Source organism: Erythrobacter sp., assembly GCF_040217515.1.
GTDB lineage: Bacteria > Pseudomonadota > Alphaproteobacteria > Sphingomonadales > Sphingomonadaceae > Erythrobacter.
This window is the reverse complement of record NZ_JAVJPT010000007.1, coordinates 238,838-262,363: the sequence shown is the minus strand read 5'-3', so window position 1 is coordinate 262,363 and position 23,526 is coordinate 238,838. Positions and strand designations below refer to the sequence as shown.

The window sequence follows — 23,526 nt, the reverse complement described above, 5'->3', positions numbered from 1 at the left end:
AAACCCGGCGCTCGACACGGCCGTCCTCAGCGCGGCGGGCGGCGAAAACGGACCACGCCCGGCGGCAGGTTGCGCGGCACCGCGCGCAGGCGCTTCTCGTCGAGCGCATAGCGCAGGCTCGCCCCGACCATCATCGCCGACAGGCCCAGAATCAGGCCCGCCCAGACCCAGTGCGGCAGGCCGAGGGCGGCCTCGATCTGGCCGGTATCGGAAAGCATGGAACGGCCGGCGATGACGGTGCGCTCGGTGAAAAGGTAATCGAAATCCCGCAGCATGCTCATGGCGCCCAGGACGCCGAGGAACTGGAGCGAGAAGCGCACGAAACCGGCGGGGGCGCGCCATGCGATGAGGCCCAGCAGTGCGGCGACCAGCGGCAGGACGATCACGCCGACGCTGGAACGCACATAGATCGCTACGGAAAGGACGATCGCGCCCGCGGTCAGCCATAGTGCGGGGCGCCAGGCGCGGGCATGGGCGCTCGCGACGATCAGCACCGCCCCCGCGAAGCTGGGGGCGAGCGGGCCTCCGGCGGCGATCGCGGCATGGGTCAGGCGCGAGGCATCACCCGCCACGAAGCTTTCGGCCACCCCCGAGCCATTCGCATAGATCACCAGCCGCTCGAAATGCTGGCCGAACAGGACCGCGGTAAGCCCGTGGCCCATTTCGTGGAACCACGTCGTCAGGATCACGAAGGGATAGATGAGATAGGTGCCGAAAGGCAGTGCGGGCAGCGCTATGACAACGATCACCGCGAGGAACAGGCGGCCGACGATTTCGGCCTGGCTACCGGGCTGGACGAGCGAGCGCACCCGTCAGACCCCTGTCTGCGTGACGTCGTCGGCCTCGCTCGCACCCGCGTCCGCCTTTTTCGCACTTTTCGTGCGCCGGGCCTTGCCGTCGGGGCCGACCCGCGGGCCATAGCGCGCCCTGGCCTCGGCGGTCTGGGCGCGCTGCTCCTGCAGGATCGACCAGCTCGCCAGGAAAAGCCCGGCGACCAGCGGTCCGAGCACGATACCCGAAAAGCCCGTCAGGCTGATGCCGCCCAATGTCGTGATGAGGACGATCCAGTCGGGGATGCCGGTATCGCGACCGACCAGGATCGGGCGCAGCACGTTGTCGGCCGAGCTTACGATGACAAAGCCGGAAAACAGCACCAGCAGGCCCTGCCACACGCTGCCGTCGAACAGCAGCCACACCCCGACCGGGCCCCACACGACCACCGTGCCGATCACCGGCACGAGCGAGAGAATCGCCGTCAGCACGCCCAGCAGCAGCGCCGAGGGCACGCCGGCGACGACGAAAGTCATCCCGGCCAGCGTCCCTTGAACGATCCCGACAACGACCGACCCCTTGATCGTGGCGCGCACAATGCCGAGAAAACGCTCCGCCAGCCGATCGGCGATGTCGCGCTTGACCGGGGCGGAATGGAGGATCGTCTCGCCGATCCGGCTCCCGTCGCGCAGCAGGAAGAAGATCACGTAAAGCGCGAGCGTGAAGGAAAGCACGAAGCTGAGCGCCCCGCCGCCGATCGAGACGGCCTGCTGGGCGATGAAGCCCGCACTTTCTCCGAGCAGGGCCTGCAACCGCTCCTGCACCGCGGCGAGATTGGTCCAGCCGCGCTCGTCCACCGCGTCGCGCAGCGTTTCGGGCAGCAGGGAGTAGACCCAGTCGAAAGTCGCGGCGAGGTCGATCGGCTGTTCCTGCAGCATGGCGACGAGGCCCAGGGCCTGTTCGACCACCATCGAGCCGATCCACAGCGCGGGCACGAGCACGGCGAAGAATATGATGAGCAGCGAAAGCGAGGCCGCCATGTTGCGCCGGCCGCGCGTCACCTTGAGCGACCAGCGATAGAGCGGCTGGAACATGATCGCGGCGAGCACCGCCCACAAAAGCGGGGTGGCAAACGGCCAGGCGATCACCGCGAGCATGATCGTGACCCCGGCAAGGATCAGCAGGAAGCTCGCCTGTTCGAGATCCAGAGTGGGGCGCGGCTCGCTCGGCATGGGGGAGATGTCGCGCCTTATGGCGCGCAGATCAAGCGCGACGGAGGGCAGCCATGGCGCCTCCCGTCAGACATCGAGGTTCGCCACGTTCAGGGCCCCCTGCGGTTCTCGGTGGCTGATGCAATCAGACATCGAGGTTCGCCACGTTCAGGGCATTGTCCTGGATGAATTCGCGGCGCGGCTCGACGATGTCGCCCATCAAGCGGGTGAAGATTTCGTCGGTCACGTCGGCATCCTCGACCTTGACCTGCAACAGCGCGCGGTTTTCCGGGTCGAGCGTGGTTTCCCAGAGCTGTTCGGCGTTCATTTCGCCAAGACCCTTGTAACGCTGGACCGAAAGCCCCTTGCGCCCGGCGGCGAGCACCGCTTCGAGCAGCTGGGTCGGCCGGTTGATCGCGTCGTCGGCGTCGCGGGTCAGTTCCTCGACATCGCCTTCGGCACCGTCGGAGGCCTCATCCTCGCTGTCGCCGCCCGCATCGCCCGCTTTCACCAGCCGCACCGGCGAGGAATAGGTCTCCGCCTGCGCAGCGGCGAGCCCGTGTAGCTTGTGCGCTTCGGTGCTGGTGAGGAAACGCCCGTCGATTTCGTGCACGTCGGTCACGCCGCGCCACAGGCGCGAAAACTGGACCGTGCCGCCATCGATCACACGCGCCGACCACTGCGTGTCGGGATCGCTCGATTGCAGCCGCGTCGCGGTCGCCTGCAGCTTTTCCGCGCGCGCCGCATCGCTGAGCGCCGGGTCGAGCGCGCCCGACAGCGCCATCTGTTCGACCAGGGCGGGATCATAGCGGCGCGGGACGAAAGCCATCAGATTCTTGAACCGCAGCGCGTGTTCGACAAGGCTGCGCAGATCCTCCCCCGAACGCGCCCCGCCGACCGTTTCGAGGACGCGGCCGTTCAGCCCCCCATCGACGAGATAGCGGTCGAGCGCGCCCTGGTCCTTGAGATAGACCTCGCTGCGGCCCTTGGCGACCTTGAACAGTGGCGGCTGGGCGATGAACAGGTGCCCGGCCCTGACGATCTCGGGCATCTGGCGGTGGAAGAATGTCAGCAGCAGCGTGCGGATATGCGCGCCGTCCACGTCGGCGTCGGTCATGATGACGATCTTGTGGTAGCGCAGCTTTTCGAGGTCGAATTCGTCGCGAATGCCGGTTCCCATCGCCTGGATCAGCGTGCCGACCTCCTTCGAGGAAATGATCCGGTCGAACCGCGCGCGTTCGACATTCAGGATCTTGCCCTTCAAGGGCAGGATCGCTTGCGTCTTGCGGTCGCGGCCCTGTTTCGCGGAGCCACCGGCCGAATCGCCCTCGACCAGGAATAGCTCGGCCTTGGTCGCATCGCGTTCCTGGCAGTCGGCGAGCTTTCCGGGAAGGCTGGCGACGCTCATCGCACCCTTTCGGCTCATCTCGCGCGCGCGCCGTGCCGCTTCGCGCGCGGCCGCGGCATCGATGATCTTCTGCACGATCGCCTTGGCGTCGGCGGGGTTTTCCTCGAGCCATTCGGTCATCTTCTCGCCCATCAGGCTTTCGAGCGGCTGGCGGACTTCGGAGGATACCAGCTTGTCCTTGGTCTGGCTGCCGAACTTGGGATCGGGGAGTTTCACACTGACGATCGCGGTCAGCCCTTCGCGCATGTCCTCGCCTGTCAGCGAGACCTTTTCCTTTTTCAGCAGCCCTTCGCGGTCGGCATAGCCGTTGAGCGTGCGGGTCAGCGCGGCGCGGAAGGCGGCAAGGTGCGTGCCCCCGTCGCGCTGCGGGATGTTGTTGGTGAAGGTAAGGACGTTCTCGTAATAGCTGTCGTTCCACTGCAGCGCGACATCGATGCCGATCCCGTCCTTGTCGGCCGAAACCGCGATCGGCTCGGGCACGAGCGGCTGCTTGTTGCGGTCGAGATATTTCACGAAAGCCGCGATCCCGCCTTCGTAGAACAGATCGTGTTCGAGCACGTCCTCGTGCCGGCGGTCGCGCAGCAGGATGCGCACGCCCGAATTGAGGAATGCGAGTTCGCGGTAGCGGTGTTCGAGCTTGTCGAAATCGAATTCGGTGACGTTCTTGAAGGTATCGGACGATGCCTTGAACGTGACGCGGGTGCCTTTCTTGAAGCCGTTGTCGTCGGGGTTCTGGTCGACCTTGGGCGCAGGCCCGCGCTCTTCGAGCGAGTGGACCGCATCGCCGTGCTCGAAACGCATCCAGTGTTCCTTGCCGTCGCGCCAGATCACCAGTTCAAGCCATTCGGAAAGCGCGTTGACCACCGACACGCCGACGCCGTGCAGCCCGCCCGACACCTTGTAGGCGTTGTCGTCCGAAGTGTTTTCGAATTTTCCGCCCGCGTGAAGCTGGGTCATGATGACCTCGGCCGCCGACACGCCTTCGCCCTGATGCATGTCGACGGGAATGCCGCGGCCATTGTCCTCGACCGAGACGCTGCCGTCGGGATTGAGTTCGATCAGCACGAGATCGCAATGCCCGGCCAGCGCCTCGTCGATGGCGTTGTCGGACACCTCGAACACCATGTGGTGCAGGCCCGATCCGTCGTCGGTGTCGCCGATATACATTCCGGGCCGCTTGCGCACCGCGTCGAGGCCCTTGAGGACCTTGATCGAATCCGCTCCGTAATCGCCTTTCAGACGGGTGTTTTCAGGCGTTGCGGCAGGTGTTTCAGGCGTGTTTTCGCTCATGGCCATCATATAGGCGCTCGGGGGGAGAAACCCAAACTTTCGCGGCTTTCCGGCAAAGTCTTTTCCACCGCCGGGAGGACGGCTCACAGCCCCTTGCGAAAGCTCACCTCGCCTTTCCACACGGCGGCGTGGAAACCGGGCACGATGAGCGCGCGCGTCCCCTCGTCGAACTGGGTCGCGTGGCACTGCGCGGCGGCGTCTGCCGCTGCGAGATCGGCCGCGTCATAGGCCAGGCGGACCGAGGCGAGGTCGGGCGCGGAGGCAAGCCAGCCCTGCTCCGCCAATTGCGCCGGGAGCGGCGCGTTGACGAGGATCGGATAGAGCAGGTCCGGGCGCTCGTCCGGCTCGAGCGACTGCAGGGCCTCAGTCACGAGTGCGCTCACCATGCGGTGGTCGCCGTGGCCGTAGCCGCCGTCCGGCCCCCAGGTGACGATGGTGTCGGGCATGGTCTCGAGAGCGATGATGGGGAAGAGGTCGAGAAAGCGCCTGGCCGGGCTGCCGTCGGCGCGGGGCCTGTCGGTAAGCGTCCCGTCGCCGATACCCTCGAGGAAACGGACCTCGGCTCCCAGCGCATCGCCCGCGCAGCGCGCCTCCGCCCGGCGCGCTTGGCCGAGCGCCTCGCCGGGCTCGAAATCGCTCACGCCCGGCCCCGCATCACCGCTGGTGGCGTAAAGGATACGCACCAACGCGCCGCGCCGCGCCGCCGCGGCGAGCGCGGGGGCTATCACCAGCTCGTCATCGGGATGGGCGAGCACGACGAGGATCGTCTCCCCTTCCAGCGAGGCGCGCTTGTCGCCGCGCAGGCAGTCCGTCTCGGCCGCGAGCGTTTCTGCGAAAACCGCCGTGGCGGCAAGCATGGCTGCCCCGATCAATGCCGTACGCATCATCCTCTCCTTCCCCACCTGCGTTCCCACATCCGTCCCGCCGGGTAAAGCCGGGTTCGCCGTTCGCGGGGTCTTGCGGCGGCGTGCGGCGCGGCTATTGCTCGCGTCTCATGGAGAGAGACATGATGCAGGCCCGCCTTGCCGAGGAATTCGGCGCTTTTCCCGACATCCTGATGGAGTGGTCGCGCCTGCAGCCCGATCGCATCGCTCTGGTGGACGAGTCCCGCGACATTGCCTGGGCCGAACTGGTCGGGCTGGTCGAACGGCTCGCCGCGCGGCTGGTCGAAACCGGGCTTGAACGCGGGCAGTCGGTCGCGATCCTCGGCACGAGCAGCGTCGAATATGCGCTCGTCTTCCTCGCCGCGATCCGCGCGGGCGGCGTCGCCGCGCCGCTCACCACCAGCGCGAGCGCGGAGCAGCTCGAGGGCATGGCGAAGGATTCGGGCGCGCGGCATCTTTTCATCGATGCGGGAAAGGCGGCCGAACTGGGACCGGATTTCATGGCCGAGATGGAGCGCGTGCCGCTGGAGGCCATCGAGCAGTGGATGGCCTCGCCCGGCGCGCGCGCCCCGGCATTCGAACCCGCTCCGGGCGATCCGTTCAACATCATCTATTCTTCCGGCACGACGGGCATTCCAAAGGGCATCGTCCATTCGCACCGGATGCGCTGGCGGCAATTCGCGGCGACGGCGGTCGCCTGGCTCGCCGCCGGGCTGGACGTCCGCTCGCTCGCTTCGACGCCGCTCTATTCCAATACGACGATGGTTGCCTTCCTCCCCGTCCTGCTCGCCGGGGGAACGGTGCGGATCATGGGCAAGTTCGATCCCGCGCGCTGGCTCGAACATGCGCAGGCCGATCGCACGACGATGACGATGCTCGTGCCGGTGCAATACCAGCGGCTGATGGATTTCGAGCGGCTGGACGAATACGACCTCTCCGCCCTCGCGCTGAAATACTGCACGTCCGCGCCGTTCGCGCCCGAATTGAAGCGCGAAGTGCTCGCGCGCATGCCGGGCGGGCTGATCGAGATCTATTCGATGACCGAGGGCGGGGTGGTGTGCCTGCTTGCGGCGCATGAATTCCCCGACAAGCTGCACACGGTCGGCCGCCCCGCGCCGGGCAGCGAATTGAAAGTGCTCGATGACGAGGACCGCGAGGTGCCGCCCGGCACGCCGGGCCATCTTGTCGGGCGGTCGCAGACCATGATGCTCGGCTACAGGAACCGACCCGACCAGACGAACGAGGCGCAATGGAGGGATCCCGAGACGGGCGAGGTGTGGATGCGCATGGGCGATATCGGGCGCCTCGACGAGGACGGCTTCGTCGAACTGGTCGGGCGGGCCAAGGACATGATCATATCGGGCGGGTTCAACATCTATCCGAACGATCTCGAGGCGGAGCTGATGAAGGAGCCGGACGTGCTCGAGGCCTCCGTGGTCGGCGCGGCCTCGCGGCGCTGGGGGGAAAGCCCGGTCGGCTTCGTCCGCCTGGCCGAGGGGGCGCGCGAAACGGAGGTGATCCGGGCGGCGGTCAACGATCGGCTGGGCAAGACGCAGCGCCTCGCCGCGCTCCATCGAATCGACGAAATGCCGCGCAGCCATATCGGCAAGCTGCTGAAAAGCGAACTGCGCGAGACGGCGGAGCGGCTGGGCGGTATCGAGTAACGGACCGGAAAACGCGAAAGCGCGCGCCGCCAAGAGGGCGACGCGCGCTTTCCCGCAGGTTGCGCCCAGGCCGCGCTGCGGCCGGGCGGTTCCTTGCCCTGGGTCGATCCCTCGCGGTCAGATCAGGATCGCGTCGAGCGTCGTTCCCGTGATCGCGAGCGCGAGAACGAAGGCAATCATCTTTTCGCTGATGGCAGTCATGGCAATGCTCCTTCGAGGAAGGCCGGATCGGTGGGACGGCCAAGGCCTGCCCGCCGCTCCGGCGACTGAGAGAATATAAGCACGATGAGCAATATAATTACCCTATAAGGCATTAAAATAATCACTCACCCTGATCGGGAAAACCGATCCCCGGACGCGAAGCGCCCGCTGGGCGACCGGTGGGAGACGCGGCCGCCTTTCGGGGGGGAGGGGGAACATGGCGGCCGCGTCTCGCTCGCTGATGGCATCCGACGAAAGGCGAGGCCGGGCCGGCTGCCGCCTGGTTGCGCTCGGGGAGGGCGCTCGGCGTGCCATCGACCTGTCTTTCCTCGCCCGAAAAGGCAGCGGCGGCGCGGGGTACACCGCAGCGACAACGCGCATCGAACGGGCCGGAGCCGGAAGGACCGGGGGCCTGCGCAGCGCGTGTCGGGCTGCCTGCCGGGGCCAGCAGACTGCCTCCGGGCGGCCATTTTTGGTCCACCGGGAAGCGTGCAGCGGGCGAAGAGGAGAGAGGAGCCTCGCCCGGCCTGCGCTGCCCAATTGGCGTTCGATTGCACGAAACACAAATGCGAAAATGAGCAATTATATTGCGGTTATTGCAATATTTCGAAGATCGGCTTCCTGTGGCCGCCATTGTTCGCACATGCAAAACGGCCGCCGAACCCTGGTCCGGCGGCCGTTTGCCTGTACCTTATGCGGCGAGGCGTCGCTCAGTTGGCGGCGACTTCCCGGCCACGGCGCGCTTCGGCGGCGGCAACCCGCTCGACTTCGGCGAGCGCGACGGTACGCGCTTCGTCGACGCACTTTTCGTCGACCAGCGGGCCGACGACATAGGCCGGGCGCGAAGGCAGCGTGCAGGCGCGGCGCAGCTGCGCATCGACGCGCTGTTCGAGCACGGCGCGGTCTTTGGCCTTGGCGAGGTCGAGATCGTCATAGGCGATACGCACGGTGACGACGTCGTTGGTGCCCTGCGGCGCAGCGACGGCCGGGGCGGCAAGGGCGGCGAGGGCAATCAGGGGAAGAGCAAGACGCATGGTTCGAATTCCTTCTTGGAGAGGTTGTGATGCCGCTGACCGACATTCGGTTGCTGTTTAAAACTGTGGTGCACTGCACAACGGCATTTCGCAAATGCGAAAACTGCGAAATTGGTTCCAAAACTTGCAACTTCTGCTCGCTTTTTTCCGGGAACCTTTCCGCGAACCGCCCCGAATGAACGCATGCAAGGCGCGCGGGCGCTGGACAGGCCGCGCGCGGCGGGACTAACTGCCGCCATGCCCGATTATGCCAGTCCATCTCATCCGGATTCGATCCTTATCGTCGATTTCGGCAGCCAGGTGACCCAGCTCATCGCCCGCCGCGTGCGTGAGGCGGGAGTCTATTCCGAGATCGCGCCGTTCACGCAGGCCGAAGCGGCCTTCGCACGGCTGAAGCCGAAGGGCATAATTCTCTCGGGCTCCCCCGCCAGCGTGCCGGACGAAGGATCCCCGCGCGCGCCGCAGGCCTTTTTCGCAGCGGGCGTGCCGATCCTCGGCATCTGCTACGGCCAGCAGGTCATGACGAAGCAACTGGGCGGCGAGGTGCGGCCCGGGCACGAGACCGGCGAAGGCGGCGAATTCGGCCGCGCCTTCCTCACCGTCACGAAGGATTGCGCGCTGTTCGACGGGTTGTGGGCCGAGGGCGAGCGCCACCAGGTCTGGATGAGCCATGGCGACACGGTCACCGAGTTCGCTCCGGGCTTCGAGATCGTCGCCACCAGCGACGGCGCGCCCTTCGCCGTGATCGCCGACGAGGAACGCAAGTTCTACGGGACGCAGTTCCACCCCGAGGTCGTCCACACGCCCGACGGGGGAAAGCTGCTCGCCAATTTCGTGCGCCATGTCTGCGGCCTCGCGGGCGAATGGACCATGGCCGAATTCCGCAAGACCAAGATCGAGGAAATCCGCGCGCAGGTGGGCGACGGCAAGGTCATCTGCGGCCTTTCGGGCGGGGTCGATTCCGCGGTCGCGGCGGTGCTCATCCACGAGGCGATCGGCGACCAATTGACTTGCGTCTTCGTCGACCACGGCCTCATGCGGATGAACGAGGCCGAACAGGTCGTCAGCCTGTTCCGCGATTCCTATAACATCCCGCTGGTCGCGGTGGATGCGGAGGACACCTTCCTTGCGGGACTTTCGGGCATCACCGATCCCGAGTCCAAGCGCAAGTTCATCGGCAAGGCCTTCATCGACCTGTTCGAAGCCGAGGCGAAAAAGATCGGCGGGGCGGATTTCCTCGCCCAGGGCACGCTTTACCCGGACGTGATCGAGAGCGTCAGCTTCACCGGGGGCCCAAGCGTCACGATCAAGAGCCACCACAATGTCGGCGGCCTGCCCGAGCGCATGGACATGAAACTGGTCGAGCCCTTGCGCGAGCTCTTCAAGGACGAGGTTCGCGATCTGGGCCGCGAACTGGGCCTGCCCGAAGCCTTTGTCGGGCGCCATCCCTTCCCCGGCCCCGGCCTTGCCATCCGCATCCCGGGCGAGGTGACCAAGGAGCGCTGCGACATATTGCGCAAGGCGGACGCGATCTATCTCGAGGAAATCCGCAATGCCGGGCTCTACGATGCGATCTGGCAGGCCTTTGCCGTTCTGCTGCCGGTCAAGACCGTCGGAGTGATGGGCGACGGACGCACCTATGACAGCGTGTGCGGGCTGCGCGCGGTGACGAGCACCGACGGGATGACGGCCGACGTCTACCCCTTCGATGCGGGCTTCCTCACGCAGGTCGCAACGCGTATCGTCAACGAGGTGAAGGGCATCAACCGCGTGGTCTACGACATCACCTCGAAACCGCCCGGCACGATCGAGTGGGAATAACAAACGCGAGGACCGGCAACCAACTCGCCTCGGGCGCGTTCGAGGCATATCGTTCCATCGGGGGAGCCAACATGAACCGCATCGCCACAACCGCCATCCTCATCTTCGCGCCCGGCCTTCTTGCCCTCGCCGCCTGCGCAGGCGAAACCGAAGCGCCGCCGCCCGCCAATACCGGCGAATGGCAGGTCGTGCCCGATGCCTCGCGGCTCACCTATGTCTCGGTGAAATCGGGCGAGGTGCTGGAGACCAATCGCTTCACCGGCCTGTCCGGCTCGGTCAGCGAAAGCGGCACCGCCACGGTCACGATCGACCTGTCCTCGCTCGAGACCGGCGTCGACATCCGCAACGAGCGCATGCGCGACCTGTTTTTCGAGATTTCGGATTACCCCACCGCGACCGTCACTGCCGCGATCGATCCCGAGGCCTTCGCCGAGCTCGAAATCGGCGAAACGACGGCTCAGCCGCTCGCTGCGACGCTCAGCCTAAAAGGCATCGAAGGCCGGTTCGACACGCAAGTCGATGTCACCCGCACCGCGCCCGACCGCGTCGTCGCCATGTCGAGCGAGCCGGTGATCGTCTATGCCGAGGATTTCGGGCTCGGCCCCAATATCGAGCAATTGCGCGAAATCGCGGGGCTGCCTTCGATCACTCCGGCCGTGCCGGTCACTTTCGCGCTGACCTTCGAGCGCGCGCAATAGATCTCCCCTTCCTTTGATCCGCATCAATGCGCCGCTGTGGATCGCGCGGCAATCTGCCTCGTGTTTTCCGGAAGGCGAGGAGAGCGAGGCGATGCTCAAGATTGCACTTGTCCTGTTTCCCGTGATCGCGACGACCCTGATGGGGATCGCGGTTATTGCCGTGCTGACGATGGACATCCAGGCGGGCATGCAGCCGATCGCGCTGGCGGCGCTGGCCGCATTCGCGCTGTCGGTTCCTGCATCCTGGTTCATCGCGCGGCAAGTGCCGGGCGTCGGCAAGACCTGACGCCACGGCCTTGGCCGAGCGCTTGCGCGGGGGCGAGCGCTCGGCCATTCCTCTCGGGCCATGCAGCTCGATCTCGGCCCCGATCCCCGCACCGCTGCCCTGCGCCGCATGCAGGCCGCTCTGATCGCGCGCTTCGGGCGGATCGTGCGCCCGCCGGAAAAGCGCCGCGCGCCGGAATGGGTGCTGGTCCACGGCGTTATCGGGGCGCAGACAAAGACCGTCGCCTCCAACGCTTCGACCGATGCTCTGCTGGCCGAATACGAATCGTGGGACGCGGTCGCGGCCGCCGGCGTGGCCGATCTGGAGGCGCGCCTGCACCGCCAGACCTTTCCGAGCGTCGCGGCGGAGCGGTTGAAAGCCTGCCTCAACGCGATCGTCGCCGAGCGCGGGAGCGTTGCCCTGAGGCACTTGTCCAACCTGCCGACGGGCGAGGCGATGGCCTGGCTGGAGCGGCTCCCCGGTGTCGCGCGTAAGAACAGCGCGGGGGTCATGAACGCGAGCACGTTCGAGCGCCGCGCCATGGTGATCGACGGACACCATCGCCGGATCATGCAGCGCATGGGGATGGTGCCGGCAAAGGCCGACACGGCGCGCACCTATGACACGCTGATGCCGCTCGTTCCGAAGGAGTGGAGCGCGGCCGACATGGACGAACACCACCTGCTGCTCAAGAAACTCGGCCAGACCGAGTGCCGCCCGCGCGCGCCGCGCTGCGGCGACTGCCCGGTGCGCGCCGATTGCGCGACGGGAACTTCGCGGGCGCCCTGAACGCTTGACCGACATGATTGATATGCTCCGCCTGATCGTCCGGGAATATGGCTGGATCCACCGCGCGATCGGCCTGTTCGGAAATCTTGCCTTCGTCGTCGGCAGCGTGCTGTTCCTGCCCCAATTCGAACCGTGGAAGGTGACCGGCGTGTGGCTGTTCATCGTCGGCGCGGCCTTCATGTTCATCGGCGCGCTCGGGCAGTTTTTCGTCAATCTCCATGCCGATGACGGTTCGTAAGGCCGATGTTGGAGCACTCGCAAGTCGAGGAGGTCTTCTCCCGCCTGTCCGAAGCCATGCCGGGCCGCACCAGGAATGCGAAGGGGCCGAAGGGCCAGCCCGATGCGTTCCGCTCCTGCATATCCTGCATGCTGTCGGCCCAGTCGCTCGATCGCAACACGGCCGCCGCGACAAAGGCCCTGTTCAAGCTGGCGAAAACGCCCGAGGAGATGCTCGCGCTCGACGATGATGCCATCGCCGAGGCGATCAAGCCGGCCGGCCTCTACAACATGAAGACGAAGAATATCCGCAAGTTCTGCGAAAGCCTGATCGAGGAGCATGACGGCACCGTGCCCGATACGCGCGAAGGGCTGCTCTCGCTCCCCGGCATCGGGCGCAAATGCGCCGACATCGTGATGAGCTTTACCTTCGGCCAGGATGTGATCGCGGTCGACACTCATGTCCATCGGCTCTGCAATCGGCTGGGCCTGACCGAGGCGAAGACCGCGGACAAGACGGCGCAGCAGCTCGAGGAGCGCAGCCCTGAATGGGCGATGCGCGACGGGCATTTCTGGCTGATCCAGTTCGGCAAGAAAGTGTGCCGTTCGCGCGTGCCCAAATGCGACATCTGCGTGGTGCAGGACCTGTGCGAATGGTATGCCGCCCGCGAAGACAGCGTCCCCTGAGCGGCGGCGACTGCTCACGGGCAAACACGGATCGGGGCGCGGGTGAAACGACTGGGAGCGATACTTCTCTGGTCGGCTGTCGCGGCGGCCTTCATCGGCCCCGGGACGGTCACCACCGCGGCGAGCGCGGGCGCCTCGCACGGCGCGGCCCTCATGTGGGCGGTCTTGTTCTCGGCATTGGCGACCTTCGTGCTGCAGGAGGCCGCCGCAAGGCTCACCATTGCCACCGGGCGCGACCTTGGCGAAGTGCTGCGAGAACGCTTTGCCGACGGCTGGCAGCGCGCGCTCACCCTCATGCTTGCGGGCGGGGCGGTGGTCGTCGGCAGCGTGGCCTACGAGGCGGGCAATATTCTCGGCGGGGTCGCGGGTGCGGCGCTCGGCATCGACTGGCCGGAACCGGCCCTCACGGCCCTGCTCGGGGCGATGGCCGCGACCCTCCTCGCTGCCGGTTCGCCCGCCCGCATCGCCCGACTGCTCGCCGGACTGGTGGCAATGATGGGCGCGGGGTTCCTCGTGACCGCCTTCGTGCTCGCACCGCCGCTTGCCGGGATCGCGGCGGGGCTGGCGATACCCTCCATCCCGCAAGGCGCGGGTCTGGGCGTGATCGCACTGATCGGCACGACCGTCGTCCCCTACAACCTCTTCCTCGGATCGAGCCTCGCGCGCGGGAAGGACCTCGCCGAGACGCGCTTCGGCCTTGCCGTTGCGGTCGGCATGGGCGGGCTCATCACGCTCGCTATCATGATCGTCGGCTCGGCGCTCGACGGGGCGTTTTCCTTCGAGCGGCTGGAGGCGCTGCTGACGGCCCGGCTCGGCGCATGGGCCGGGGCGGGCCTCGCGCTCGGCCTGTTCGCGGCGGGGCTGTCCTCCGCAGTGACCGCGCCGCTGGCCGCCGCGCTGACGGTGCGCGGGCTGCTTGCCGATGCCGACGATCCGCGCTGGTCGGCCAGCGGCCCACGGTTTCGGGGGGTCTGGGGCGGCGTGCTCGGTCTCGGCGTGGCTTTCGGCATGGCGGGTATCCGCCCGGTCCCCGCGATCGTGTTGGCGCAGGCGCTCAACGGGCTTTTGCTGCCGGTTGTGGCGGTGTTCCTGATGCTGGCCATGCGCGACCGCAGCCGGCTGGGCAAGGCGGCGAGCGGTGCGCTGGGTACGGGCGCGATGGTCGCGGTGACCGGAATCGCGGTGATGCTCGGCGCGGTGTCGCTGGCAAAGGTGTTCGGCATGCTCTGAAGGGTGCGTGCCTGACGCTACGGCGAGCGGGCGAGGGGACGGCGCGCTTGCACACGGCCCGCGAATCCGCTTGTTTCCCGCGCGACAGGTCAGATTCGAACGGGAGATTCATTCATGAAGACCGCCATCACCGAAATGTTCGGCATCGAACATCCCATCATCCAGGGCGGCATGCATTATGTCGGGTTCGCCGAAATGGCGGCGGCGGTGTCCAATGCCGGCGGGCTCGGCATCATCACCGGGCTGACGCAGGGCACGCCCGAAAAGCTCGCGAACGAGATTGCGCGCTGCAAGGACATGACCGACAAGCCCTTCGGCGTGAATCTCACCATCCTGCCCACGCTCACGCCGCCCGATTATCCGGGGCTGGTGAAAGCGGTGATCGACGGCGGCGTGCCGGTGGTCGAGACTGCGGGGCGCAATCCGGTCGAATTGCTCGGGCCCTTGAAGGATGCGGGGATCAAGGTGATCCACAAATGCACCAGCGTGCGCCACTCGCTGAAAGCGCAGGAAATCGGCTGCGACGCGGTGAGCGTCGACGGATTCGAATGCGGCGGCCACCCGGGCGAGGACGACGTGCCGAACTTCATCCTCCTGCCGCGTGCGGCCGATGAACTGGAAATCCCCTTCGTCTCTTCCGGCGGCATGGCCGACGGGCGCAGCCTCGTCGCCAGCCTCGCCATGGGCGCGCAGGGCATGAACATGGGCACGCGCTTCATCGCGACGAAGGAGGCACCGGTCCACGAGAACGTGAAACGTGCCATTGTCGAGGCGAGCGAGCTCGACACGCGGCTGGTCATGCGCCCGCTGCGCAACACCGAGCGGGTGATGACCAATGACGCGGTCGAGCGCCTGCTGGAAAAGGAAAAGGAACTGGGCGACGCGATCACGATCCAGGACATCCTGCCGGAAGTCGCCGGGGTCTACCCCGCGATCATGATGGAAGGCGAGATGGACAAGGGCGCGTGGAGCTGCGGCATGGTGGCCGGGCTGATCAACGACATTCCCAGCTGCCAGGAGCTGATCGACCGGATCATGGGCGAAGCCGAGGCGATCCTCGATTCGATGAATGCAATGGCGAAAACGAAGGTCGCGGCCTGAAATCAGGCGGCGGAATCGCCTTCCGCCGCCGTTTCATCGCCCCGCTCGGCATCCTCGACGCGGGTGTAGGGCACGAAATCCTCGAAGAAGACCGCACCGGTAAAGAAGCCGAGGATGCGGTCGGCGGTCGTCATCACGTCCTGGCGGCACAGTTCGCTCGCCCGGAAACGGCGCGACACGAGCACGTCATTATCGTCGATGTCTTCGGGATTGGCGGTGCGCTGGACGTAGATCGTGCTGCCCCGGCCATAGACATAGGCGGTCTTGTCGATCGTTACCATGCGCTGGCTCGGGACGACGCGGATACAGTTGACCGGCTCGCCCGCGACGCGGCCCTCGAGCAGCTTGGCGAGGCGCTTTTCGCCCTTGGTCATGTCCGCCTTTTCGGCCTCATCCGCCTGTTCCGGCGCGCCGCCGTCCTGCGCCGTTGCCGCGAAGGGCATGGCGAAAGCCAGCGCGGCGAGCGCGGCGGCAAGGCCGGTGCGGCGCAGCGGCCCGGTGCGACGGGTGGTCGAATCGATGCTATTCTGGTTCATCATGGCGCGAATTGTGTCACGCCGCGCCTGAACCGGCCATGAGCGCGCAGCGCCGCTCAGCGCATGGTTGCCTCATTCATATTCAAGCGAGACGACGAATTCGCCGCGATAGATGCCCGAGGGCTGGTTCGCCCCGACCCGCAGGCGCCCGACAATGGTGAAGGCGAAGAAACCGTCGGGATTGGCGATGCGGAAACGGCGGGGATTGGTGCGAATCTGGATCGGCGGGCGGCTGCCGATGGCGACCCGGTCGAGCCGCATGGTCTCGGTCCCGCCTTCGCGGGTGAGAAGGTAGCTGTTGCGATCGACATTGATCAGCAGCGTCTGGTTGAACGTCCCGTAGCCCCAGAACCTGGCCGGCAGCGGATTGCCCCCCGCCGCCGCGACGCCGCCGGTGGTCGTCATGTTCCCCTCAACATCCATCGTCACCGTCCCTGCGCTGTCGCCGGCGACGATCTGGCCGAAATCGAGATCGGTGTCCTTGACGAAGGACAGCGGCGTGACGACGAAGGCCCGGGCATCGGTCGATGCCGCATCCTGTGCCGATGCACCCGCCGGGATCATGGCCGCCGTCATGGCGCACAAAGCCGCGAGCGCGGCGCGCCCGCGCGTTGATATTCTGGTCATTTGGCCTCGCCCTGGTCCTTGCGTGGTGGGCACGGGTTAGCGGCAAGGCATTAACAATGCTTTGAAACCACGCGGCATTGCGCCCGGGCGGTCGGCGACGGGTTAGCGCGCGCGGCTTACGCGGCGACCGGTGTGATGCTCCGGGCGGCGCTTAGCGATGGCCGGGATCGGCGCCTTCGTTGATGTCGGGCAGGCTCGCCTGGTCGACCCCGTCGGCGGGGCCGCCCTTAAGCACGAAACGGCGGTCGCAATAGCCGCAATCGACATAGCCGTGTTCGTCGATCTCGAGATAGATGCGTGGATGGCCGAGCGCGGCGGGGCGGTATCCGCTGCCGCCGCGAATGCCGCTCGACCCGTCGCAGCTGACGCGGCGCGTGTCGACCAGCAGGACTTCGGGAGGGGGCGTGTTCATGCGTGCCCCGTATAACAGCTTTGCGGCAAGCTCAATCGCCCATCGCACCTGCCCCCGGCCCCTGTCCTGCGGGGTTCGCCCCCTTGCCATGCCGGGGCCGATCTTTCATGGGCATAGCATGCCCGCCGAGCCCGCCATCCGTATCGAGAACCTCGCCAAGCGTTATGCCCCGCCAAAGGGCATCAAGGGCACGAAGAGCGAGGAAGAGGCCGAAGGCAAGCTCGCGCTGGGCGGGGTCAGTTTCGACGTGCCAGAAGGCTCGATCTTCGGCCTGCTCGGCCCCAATGGCGCGGGCAAGTCGACGCTGATCAACATCCTTGCTGGGCTGGTCAACAAGACCTCCGGCCGGGCCGAGATCTGGGGCTTCGACATCGACGAGCACCGCCGCAACGCCAGCCGAGCGATCGGCATCGTGCCGCAGGAAATCGTGTTCGATCCCTTCTTCACGCCGTTCGAGGTGCTGGAAAACCAGGGCGGGTTCTACGGCATCCCGAAATCGCGCCGCCGCAGCATGGAACTGCTCGAGGCGGTGCGGCTCGCAGACAAGCGCAACGCCTATGCCCGCACCCTGTCGGGCGGCATGAAAAGGCGGCTGCTGGTGGCCAAGGCGATGGTCCATTCCCCGCCGATCCTCGTGCTCGACGAACCGACCGCCGGGGTCGATGTCGAACTCAGGCGGCAATTGTGGGAGCTCGTCACCGATCTCAACCGCGCAGGCGTGACGGTGGTGCTCACCACGCATTATCTCGAGGAAGCCGAGGAATTGTGCGACCGCATCGCGATCATAAATCACGGCCAGCTGATCGCCAACAAGCCGACCCGCGAACTCGTCGAGATGGCGCGCGAAAAGGTCGTTGCGGTGACCGTGGCGAGCGAGCTGTCGAAGGCCCCCTCGCACGAGGCCTTCGTCCGCGCGGACCTTACCGGTGCGCACTCGGTCGAGATCACCTATGACAAGGACCGCCAGAGCGCGGGCCAGGTTCTCGCCATTTTGCAGGAGCAGGGCCTGACGATCGAGGACGTGACCACGCGCGAGGCCGACCTGGAGGACGTTTTCGTGCAGCTCACCGGGACGGGGGCCTGAGGAAAGGGCTCGCAGGCGGGCAGCGCCCTGCTTCTCCCGGGCAGGCTCAGCGCACCGGCACGCTGTCCGGATCGGCGCGCCACTGTCGGCGGGACTTGCGCCGGATCGGCCTGTCGCAATGGCGGCATGTCCCGACATAGGCGGAACCGTCCCAGACGACCTTGCGGCGCAGCGGGCGGTGGCGGCCCAACAGGCAGAACAACAAGAAAGGGTGTGGCAATACACGCTCACGGCCAGAGGCAATGATGGTAAGCTATGCGATTCGTGTTGCGTTTTCGGTACGGCCCGGTCGCGACCTGCTTCGCGCTTTCGCTTGCTCCGCGCCGCTTTGCGCGCCAAAGCCGCAAGGATGAACACGGCCAAAGCAGGGGAAAACGCGGCGGGAGTGAGCGAACACGACATCCCGCCCCACGACGTGATCGTGATCGGATCGGGCGCGGCAGGCCTTACCGCCGCTCTCGAACTGGCGGAATCGAAGCGCGTGCTGGTTCTCGCCAAGGGATCGCTGACCGGCGGGTCGACCGCCTGGGCGCAGGGCGGGATCGCCGCCGTGCTGGATGCGGGTGACACGTTCGAGAACCACGTGCGCGACACGATGGTCGCGGGCGCGGGGCTGAACAATCGCGAGGCGGTGGAATTCGTGATCGAGCGCGCTCCCGGCAGCATCGACCGGCTGTGCGAACTCGGCGTGCCGTTCAACCGCGAGAAGATGGAGAGCGGCGATGCGCTTCACCTGACCCGCGAGGGCGGCCATTCGCACCGCCGGATCGTCCATGTCGACGACGCGACCGGCTGGGCGGTGCAGGACGCGCTGCTCACTGCGGCGCGGGCGAACGAAAACATCACCCTGCTGCCCGGGCGCACCGCGATCGACCTCATCACCGACCGCCACCGCGAGCATTATTCCGGCGCGGGCCATGTCTGGGGCGTCTATGCGCTGAACGAGGAAACCGGGCGCGTGGAACGCCACGTCGCCCGCGCCACCGTGCTCGCGAGCGGCGGGGCGGGGCGCGTCTATCGCTTCTCCACCGCCCCGCGCGGCGCGACCGGCGACGGGATCGCGATGGCGTGGCGCGCCGGGGCGCGCGTCTCCAACATGGAGATGATGCAGTTCCACCCGACCTGTCTCTACAATCTCGACGTCAAGAACTTCCTCATCACCGAGGCCGTGCGCGGCGAGGGCGGGCGGCTTACGAATCCGCGCACCGGCAAGCGGTTCATGGCCTATTACGATGCCGAGCGGATGGAACTCGCCCCGCGCGACGTGGTCGCGCGCGCGATCGATGCCGAGATCAAGCGCTTCGGACTCGATTACGTGCATCTCGACATCAGCCACGAAAGCCCCGAATTCGTGAAGGGGCACTTCCCGACGATCCACGAAAAGCTCATCGGCCTCGGCATCGACATGACGAGTGAGCCGATCCCCGTCGTCCCCGCGCAGCACTACACCTGCGGAGGAGTGGTAGTGGATCTTTCCGCCCGCACCGACCTTCCCGGCCTGTGGGCGGCGGGCGAATGCACCGAAAGCGGGCTGCACGGCGCGAACCGGCTGGCATCGAACAGCCTGCTCGAATGTTTCGTCTTCGGCGAGGCGGCGGCCTTCGACATCCTCGCCCGCTGGGACGAACTGGGCGAACCCCCTTCGATCCTGCCGTGGGACGAAAGCCGCGTGACCGATTCGGACGAAGAGGTCGTCATCAAGCAGAACTGGACCGAGATCCGCCGCTTCATGTGGAACTATGTCGGCATCGTGCGCACGACCAAGCGACTCGAACGCGCCGCGCACCGGATCGAACTCTTGAAGCGCGAGGTTGAGGATTATTACGGAAGCTTCCGCGTGACGACCGACCTGATCGAACTGCGCAACCTGCTGCAGGCGGCGGAACTGATCGTGAAGAGCGCGCTGCACCGCAAGGAGAGCCGGGGGCTGCACTACACGCTCGATTACCCGGAGACGGAGGCGGAGCCGCGCGATACGGTGCTGGTGCCGTGAGCGACCCGATCATCCATACGCCATATGACCTCGGCATCGGCATTGACCTTGGCGTCCAGCACGAAGCCGATACGCGGGGTGAGTGTTTTGCCCAGTGGGCCGGGACAAGCGCTGTCCTGATTTGGGAACTTTGGGGTGCGCCCAAACCCTTGATCGCGATTCGTTTCGACGAGGTGCTTACTTTAAGGGTGCTCGACGAGACATGGCTGAGCACGGAAACTTCGTCGTCGCGCTGGCGCGGCATCGACGGCTCCTTCGCCCGCACCGTCGAAGGGGCCGAATACCCGACCGATAAAGCACTGATGAACGAAATCGCCGGTCCGGTAACCCATTACCAGTTTGTCTCGATGAACGATTGCGTCGACGTTCTGGCGCGCGACAAGCCGACAGCGAAGCTGATGGATTGGAACGAATTGGCGGAACATCGCTTGGAGGTTTCGGAGCATTCTTGGCCGAGCAATTAGACTTGCAGCCATCTGCCTGCTTTCAATCAGGAGGGCGATCATGCGAAGGCGAACGTTTTTTGGGGCTTTGATGCTCACCTTCGCGTTGGCCGCCCCCCTCGCCGCGCAGGACCCCGCACCCCAATCCGAAAACGCCATCCTCGTCACCGCGCAGCGTTCGGGCGCGCCGATGTGGACGATCGACACCGATAGCGGCGCGATCATCCTTGTCGGCGAAATCCGCGAAGTGCCCGAGGCGACGCCGTGGCGGCCCGACCGGCTGGAGGAGGCGGTGGCCGAATCGCAAGCCGTCATCCTGCGCTCGCGGCCCAAGTTTTCGCCCGGCGATTTCTTCCGCGTGATGTTCCGCTCCGGGCGCTTTCTCAAACTGCCGGACAAGACCGTCGCCGCCGATTATCTCGACGAGGCCCAGCGCGCCCGCCTCGCCGCACTCGAGGCAAAATACGACAAGGATTACGACCGCTCCTCCTTCCTCATCACCGCTTTCAACCTGCTCGCCCGCCAGCTCGATTTCGACGACGACACGCTCGACGATGCGACAGAGGTGGTCGAGGAAGCCGCCGAGGATGCCGACGTCGCGATCATCCGCCCGCCGCGCTTTCGCGGGGAGGACCTGCTCGACAGCCTGTCCGAAGCCGATCCGCGCACGCAAGTTCCCTGTCTCGAAGCCGCGATGACCGCCGCCGAGGCGGGGCCGGAGATCATCGCAGCGCGCGGCAATGCCTGGCGGCGCTTCGACATTCCCGCCACGATGGAAAACCCGCTCGAGATCGCGCTGGGTTCCTGCTGGCCGTGGGCGGACCCCGAGCTGGGCGAGGAAATCCGCGGCATCTGGGTGGACGCGATCACGCAGGCGATGGGTGCGGACGGCGTCATCGTAGCGGTCGTCCCGCTGCGCGTGCTGGCCGAGCCGGACGGCGTGCTCGACATGCTCGAAGGCGAAGGCGCGATTATCCTGGGCCCAGACTGGCGCGGCGCGCCCGCCGGCGGCGTGGCGGACTTGAACTCGCCCGCGCCGTAGGCTTGTGTGCCACTCCCCCACCTGCCCGTCACAAGGAGAGCCCATGCCGACAATCACCACGCCCAACACCGGAATCGAGCTGTTCTACGAGGACCACGGCGACCGCGCGCACCCGCCGGTGCTTCTCATCATGGGCCTCGGCGCGCAGCTGACCTTGTGGCCGGACGAATTCGTCGAGGCGCTGGTGACTCGGGGCTTTCGCGTGATCCGTTTCGACAACCGCGACATCGGCCTCAGCCAGAAAATGGCCGGCGAGCGGCCGCCGAAGATCATGTGGCAGGTGCTGTGGAAGAAGCTCGGCTTCCCCCCGCGCGTGCCCTACACGCTGGATGATATGGCCGACGATGCGGCGGGGCTGATGGACGCGCTCGGCATCGACGCGGCGCATGTCGTGGGCGCGTCGATGGGCGGGATGATCGCGCAGCTGATGGCGGTGAACGATGCCGACAGGCTGCTCACGCTCACTTCGATCTTCTCGACCACCGGCAATCCGAAACTGCCCAAGGCGGAGAAAGAGGCGATGGAAGCGCTCACCGCGCCGCTCCCCTCGCTCGACGAGGAAGCGGTCGTCGCCCACGGGATGCGGGTGCAGCGCGCGATCGGCAGCCCGGCCTACCGCCCGAGCGAGGAAAAGGCGCGCGAAAAGGTGCTCAGATCGGTCCGCCGCAGTGTCTATCCCGACGGCCTGCCGCGCCAGCTCGCCGCGATCATCGACGATGGCGACCGGCGCGAGCGGCTGGCGCGGATCACCGTGCCGACTCTGGTCATGCACGGAGAGGACGATCCGCTGGTCAAGGTCGAGGCGGGCGAGGACACCGCGATGGCTATACCCGGTGCGCGGCTGGTGACGATCCCCGGCTGGGGCCACGACCTGCCGGTGGAACTGGCGGACCGCCTCGCCGACGAGATCGCCGCCCACGCCCGCGCCGAAATGCAGGCGGCCTGAGCGGGCGGGGCCACCCCTGCCGGCGCGGGTTTCGCCGGATAAGTCGGCCCGCGTGCTTGCCGGGAGAGCGGCCATCGGGAATCGTTGCGCCATGGCGATTCTTTCCGACAAGTGGATCCGCGCGGCTGCGCAGGAAAACGGCATGATCGAACCCTTCGTCGAGGCGCAGCGGCGCGACGGGGTGATCTCCTACGGCCTGTCCTCCTATGGCTACGACGCGCGGGTCGCGCCCGAATTCAAGATCTTCACCAATGTCGATTCGGCGATCGTCGATCCCAAGCATTTCGATGCCAATTCCTTCGTCGACCGCGAAACCGATGTCTGCGTTATCCCGCCCAATTCCTTCGCGCTGGCGCGCACGGTCGAATATTTCCGCGTGCCCGAGGACGTGCTGGTCATCTGCCTGGGAAAAAGCACCTATGCGCGCTGCGGCATCATCGTGAACGTCACCCCGCTCGAGCCGGGCTGGGAGGGGCACGTCACGCTCGAATTCTCGAACACCACGCCGCTGCCCGCGCGCGTCTATGCCAATGAAGGCGCGTGCCAGTTCCTGTTCCTGAAAGGCAATGAGCGTCCAGAAGTCACCTATGCCGACCGGGCGGGAAAGTATATGGGCCAGCGCGGAGTAACGCTGCCGCGGTTATAGACGATATGCGCTTGATCCGGCCGTGTCATGGCCAAGCCGATCGTCCCCATGCCATCGCTCGCGCCCTGTGCTTGAGTGTTTATTATGCTTGTGCTAACTCTTGTCTGCTAGATGTTCGGGAGGACGATCCCGGGAAAAGGAGCCGGCAGTGAAAAAGATTTCGATTGCAGCCATTATCGCATCGCTCGTCGCCGCCCCCGTGGCCGCGCAGGTCGAGCGTTCGGTCGCGCCGGTGGACGGCGAAAGCGAACTCGCCGGCGCGCCCGGGCTTACGGTGCTTTTGGGCAGCGTGGCTGCCGCCATCGGCATCATCCTCCTCATCGACGATGACGATGACCCCGTCAGCCCCTGAGGGCTGGCTTCCGCCACGATGATTCCAGAAAGACCGGGCCATGCGGCCCGGTTTTTCTTGTCCGGTCGCTCCTAATCGGAGCGTGGATGGCCGGATCATCACGGCCCTGCTCGGCGGCCTCGCCGCCGCCGGTTCGCAGGAGCGTGTTGGCTGCACCGAAGAAGGCGCTTTCATA

Annotated in this window: 25 protein-coding genes; 16 read left to right on the top strand and 9 right to left on the bottom strand. The window is 66.3% G+C overall.

Going from position 1 to position 23,526, the window contains the following annotated elements:
- Nucleotides 1–26: 26 nt before the first annotated feature.
- The 4 genes from RIB52_RS09730 to RIB52_RS09715 form a co-directional block, all read right to left on the bottom strand.
- On the bottom strand, nt 27–809 hold the full coding sequence (locus RIB52_RS09730) for a M50 family metallopeptidase (RefSeq protein ID WP_350175226.1): 783 nt from the start codon (nt 807–809) through the stop codon (nt 27–29).
- Between the two features lie 3 nt (nt 810–812).
- Complete coding sequence (locus RIB52_RS09725; RefSeq protein WP_350175225.1) at nt 813–2,003, bottom strand: AI-2E family transporter; 1,191 nt, start codon at nt 2,001–2,003, stop codon at nt 813–815.
- Between the two features lie 124 nt (nt 2,004–2,127).
- Entirely contained in the window at nt 2,128–4,680 is a 2,553-nt protein-coding gene (gene gyrB / locus RIB52_RS09720; RefSeq protein WP_350175224.1) for a DNA topoisomerase (ATP-hydrolyzing) subunit B, read from the bottom strand.
- A gap of 83 nt (nt 4,681–4,763) precedes the next feature.
- Complete coding sequence (locus RIB52_RS09715) at nt 4,764–5,567, bottom strand: PIG-L family deacetylase (protein WP_350175223.1); 804 nt, start codon at nt 5,565–5,567, stop codon at nt 4,764–4,766.
- A 119-nt stretch (nt 5,568–5,686) separates the two neighbouring features.
- Here RIB52_RS09715 and RIB52_RS09710 point away from each other — a divergent pair, with 119 nt between their 5' ends.
- Nucleotides 5,687–7,228: a class I adenylate-forming enzyme family protein gene (locus tag RIB52_RS09710; RefSeq protein ID WP_350175222.1), complete on the top strand. Its 1,542-nt coding sequence runs from the start codon at nt 5,687–5,689 to the stop codon at nt 7,226–7,228.
- A gap of 911 nt (nt 7,229–8,139) precedes the next feature.
- Here RIB52_RS09710 and RIB52_RS09705 read toward each other — a convergent pair.
- A complete protein-coding gene (locus RIB52_RS09705; RefSeq protein ID WP_350175221.1) occupies nt 8,140–8,463 on the bottom strand; it encodes a UrcA family protein in 324 nt (107 codons plus the stop codon).
- Nucleotides 8,464–8,700: 237 nt separating this feature from the next.
- On the opposite strand from RIB52_RS09705, the gene guaA reads away from it, so the two are divergent.
- From guaA to RIB52_RS09665, 8 genes are all read left to right on the top strand, one after another.
- A complete protein-coding gene (gene guaA / locus RIB52_RS09700; RefSeq protein WP_350175220.1) occupies nt 8,701–10,284 on the top strand; it encodes a glutamine-hydrolyzing GMP synthase in 1,584 nt (527 codons plus the stop codon).
- A 71-nt stretch (nt 10,285–10,355) separates the two neighbouring features.
- Nucleotides 10,356–10,982, top strand: a complete 627-nt coding sequence (locus RIB52_RS09695) for a YceI family protein (RefSeq protein WP_350175219.1) — start codon at nt 10,356–10,358, stop codon at nt 10,980–10,982.
- 91 nt (nt 10,983–11,073) lie between these two features.
- Entirely contained in the window at nt 11,074–11,268 is a 195-nt protein-coding gene (locus tag RIB52_RS09690; RefSeq protein ID WP_350175218.1) for a hypothetical protein, read from the top strand.
- Nucleotides 11,269–11,328: 60 nt separating this feature from the next.
- Nucleotides 11,329–12,036: an endonuclease III domain-containing protein gene (locus RIB52_RS09685; RefSeq protein WP_350175217.1), complete on the top strand. Its 708-nt coding sequence runs from the start codon at nt 11,329–11,331 to the stop codon at nt 12,034–12,036.
- Between the two features lie 13 nt (nt 12,037–12,049).
- Nucleotides 12,050–12,274 (top strand): YrhK family protein, encoded by a 225-nt coding sequence (locus tag RIB52_RS09680; protein WP_350175309.1) that lies wholly within the window; start codon nt 12,050–12,052, stop codon nt 12,272–12,274.
- A 5-nt stretch (nt 12,275–12,279) separates the two neighbouring features.
- Nucleotides 12,280–12,939 carry an endonuclease III domain-containing protein gene (locus tag RIB52_RS09675; protein ID WP_350175216.1) on the top strand — a complete coding sequence of 220 codons (660 nt, stop codon included), beginning with the start codon at nt 12,280–12,282 and terminating at the stop codon, nt 12,937–12,939.
- Between the two features lie 42 nt (nt 12,940–12,981).
- Entirely contained in the window at nt 12,982–14,169 is a 1,188-nt protein-coding gene (locus RIB52_RS09670) for an NRAMP family divalent metal transporter (protein ID WP_350175215.1), read from the top strand.
- A 114-nt stretch (nt 14,170–14,283) separates the two neighbouring features.
- The gene (locus RIB52_RS09665; protein ID WP_350175214.1) at nt 14,284–15,270 is read left to right on the top strand and encodes an NAD(P)H-dependent flavin oxidoreductase; all 987 of its coding nucleotides are present in this window, start codon (nt 14,284–14,286) and stop codon (nt 15,268–15,270) included.
- A 2-nt stretch (nt 15,271–15,272) separates the two neighbouring features.
- On the opposite strand, the gene RIB52_RS09660 is transcribed toward RIB52_RS09665, so the two are convergent.
- From RIB52_RS09660 to RIB52_RS09650, 3 genes are all read right to left on the bottom strand, one after another.
- Nucleotides 15,273–15,809, bottom strand: coding sequence for a hypothetical protein (locus RIB52_RS09660; protein ID WP_350175213.1), 537 nt, complete (start codon nt 15,807–15,809; stop codon nt 15,273–15,275).
- Between the two features lie 69 nt (nt 15,810–15,878).
- Nucleotides 15,879–16,433, bottom strand: a complete 555-nt coding sequence (locus RIB52_RS09655) for a DUF4402 domain-containing protein (protein ID WP_350175212.1) — start codon at nt 16,431–16,433, stop codon at nt 15,879–15,881.
- Between the two features lie 151 nt (nt 16,434–16,584).
- Nucleotides 16,585–16,845 (bottom strand): zinc-finger domain-containing protein, encoded by a 261-nt coding sequence (locus RIB52_RS09650; RefSeq protein ID WP_350175211.1) that lies wholly within the window; start codon nt 16,843–16,845, stop codon nt 16,585–16,587.
- Nucleotides 16,846–16,963: 118 nt separating this feature from the next.
- Here RIB52_RS09650 and RIB52_RS09645 point away from each other — a divergent pair, with 118 nt between their 5' ends.
- On the top strand, nt 16,964–17,929 hold the full coding sequence (locus RIB52_RS09645) for an ABC transporter ATP-binding protein (RefSeq protein WP_350175210.1): 966 nt from the start codon (nt 16,964–16,966) through the stop codon (nt 17,927–17,929).
- Between the two features lie 46 nt (nt 17,930–17,975).
- Here RIB52_RS09645 and RIB52_RS09640 read toward each other — a convergent pair whose 3' ends face one another.
- Complete coding sequence (locus tag RIB52_RS09640) at nt 17,976–18,119, bottom strand: hypothetical protein (RefSeq protein WP_350175209.1); 144 nt, start codon at nt 18,117–18,119, stop codon at nt 17,976–17,978.
- Nucleotides 18,120–18,278: 159 nt separating this feature from the next.
- Between RIB52_RS09640 and nadB the strand changes: the two genes are divergently transcribed.
- The 6 genes from nadB to RIB52_RS09610 all read left to right on the top strand — a co-directional run bounded on the left by nadB (nt 18,279) and on the right by RIB52_RS09610 (nt 23,351).
- Entirely contained in the window at nt 18,279–19,922 is a 1,644-nt protein-coding gene (nadB, locus tag RIB52_RS09635) for an L-aspartate oxidase (protein ID WP_350175208.1), read from the top strand.
- On the top strand, nt 19,919–20,386 hold the full coding sequence (locus RIB52_RS09630; RefSeq protein ID WP_350175207.1) for a hypothetical protein: 468 nt from the start codon (nt 19,919–19,921) through the stop codon (nt 20,384–20,386). The genes nadB and RIB52_RS09630 overlap by 4 nt, the downstream gene beginning before the upstream one ends.
- 70 nt (nt 20,387–20,456) lie before the next feature.
- On the top strand, nt 20,457–21,407 hold the full coding sequence (locus RIB52_RS09625) for a TraB/GumN family protein (RefSeq protein ID WP_350175206.1): 951 nt from the start codon (nt 20,457–20,459) through the stop codon (nt 21,405–21,407).
- Nucleotides 21,408–21,450: 43 nt separating this feature from the next.
- Nucleotides 21,451–22,353, top strand: a complete 903-nt coding sequence (locus tag RIB52_RS09620; protein ID WP_350175205.1) for an alpha/beta fold hydrolase — start codon at nt 21,451–21,453, stop codon at nt 22,351–22,353.
- 91 nt (nt 22,354–22,444) lie between these two features.
- Nucleotides 22,445–22,999 (top strand): dCTP deaminase, encoded by a 555-nt coding sequence (gene dcd / locus RIB52_RS09615; protein ID WP_350175204.1) that lies wholly within the window; start codon nt 22,445–22,447, stop codon nt 22,997–22,999.
- A gap of 148 nt (nt 23,000–23,147) precedes the next feature.
- Complete coding sequence (locus RIB52_RS09610) at nt 23,148–23,351, top strand: hypothetical protein (protein WP_350175203.1); 204 nt, start codon at nt 23,148–23,150, stop codon at nt 23,349–23,351.
- Nucleotides 23,352–23,526: the final 175 nt, after the last annotated feature.